Source organism: Citrobacter sp. wls716 (assembly GCF_005280975.1).
Taxonomy (GTDB): Bacteria; Pseudomonadota; Gammaproteobacteria; order Enterobacterales; family Enterobacteriaceae; genus Citrobacter; species Citrobacter youngae.
This window is the reverse complement of record NZ_SZWX01000058.1, coordinates 1-1,261: the sequence shown is the minus strand read 5'-3', so window position 1 is coordinate 1,261 and position 1,261 is coordinate 1. Positions and strand designations below refer to the sequence as shown.

Annotated in this window: 1 rRNA gene; it reads right to left on the bottom strand. The window is 52.2% G+C overall.

The annotated features are described in order from the left end of the window. A 23S ribosomal RNA gene (locus FDX24_RS23370) occupies positions 1–1,261 on the bottom strand; the annotation flags it as partial.

Below are 1,261 nucleotides of genomic sequence, written 5' to 3'. Positions count from 1 at the left end.
CAGCTGGTATCTTCGACTGATTTCAGCTCCATGAGTAAATCACCAGCTGGTATCTTCGACTGATTTCAGCTCCACGGGTAAACCGCTTCACCTACATATCAGCGTGCCTTCTCCCGAAGTTACGGCACCATTTTGCCTAGTTCCTTCACCCGAGTTCTCTCAAGCGCCTTGGTATTCTCTACCTGACCACCTGTGTCGGTTTGGGGTACGATTTCGTGTTACCTGATGCTTAGAGGCTTTTCCTGGAAGCAGGGCATTTGTTACTTCAGCACCGTAGTGCCTCGTCATCACACCTCAGCGTTAAAAAGGTACCGGATTTACCTGGAACCTCCGCCTACATGCTTAAACCGGGACAACCGTCGCCCGGCTAACATAGCCTTCTCCGTCCCCCCTTCGCAGTAACACCAAGTACAGGAATATTAACCTGTTTCCCATCGACTACGCCTTTCGGCCTCGCCTTAGGGGTCGACTCACCCTGCCCCGATTAACGTTGGACAGGAACCCTTGGTCTTCCGGCGTGCGGGTTTTTCACCCGCATTATCGTTACTTATGTCAGCATTCGCACTTCTGATACCTCCAGCATGCCTCACGACACACCTTCAACGGCTTACAGAACGCTCCCCTACCCAACAACACATAGTGTCGCTGCCGCAGCTTCGGTGCACAGTTTAGCCCCGTTACATCTTCCGCGCAGGCCGACTCGACCAGTGAGCTATTACGCTTTCTTTAAATGATGGCTGCTTCTAAGCCAACATCCTGGCTGTCTGTGCCTTCCCACATCGTTTCCCACTTAACTGTGACTTTGGGACCTTAGCTGGCGGTCTGGGTTGTTTCCCTCTTCACGACGGACGTTAGCACCCGCCGTGTGTCTCCCGTGATAACATTCTTCGGTATTCGCAGTTTGCATCGGGTTGGTAAGTCGGGATGACCCCCTAGCCGAAACAGTGCTCTACCCCCGAAGATGAGTTCACGAGGCGCTACCTAAATAGCTTTCGGGGAGAACCAGCTATCTCCCGGTTTGATTGGCCTTTCACCCCCAGCCACAAGTCATCCGCTAATTTTTCAACATTAGTCGGTTCGGTCCTCCAGTTAGTGTTACCCAACCTTCAACCTGCCCATGGCTAGATCACCGGGTTTCGGGTCTATACCCTGCAACTTAACGCCCAGTTAAGACTCGGTTTCCCTTCGGCTCCCCTATTCGGTTAACCTTGCTACAGAATATAAGTCGCTGACCCATTATACAAAAGGTACGCAGTCACCT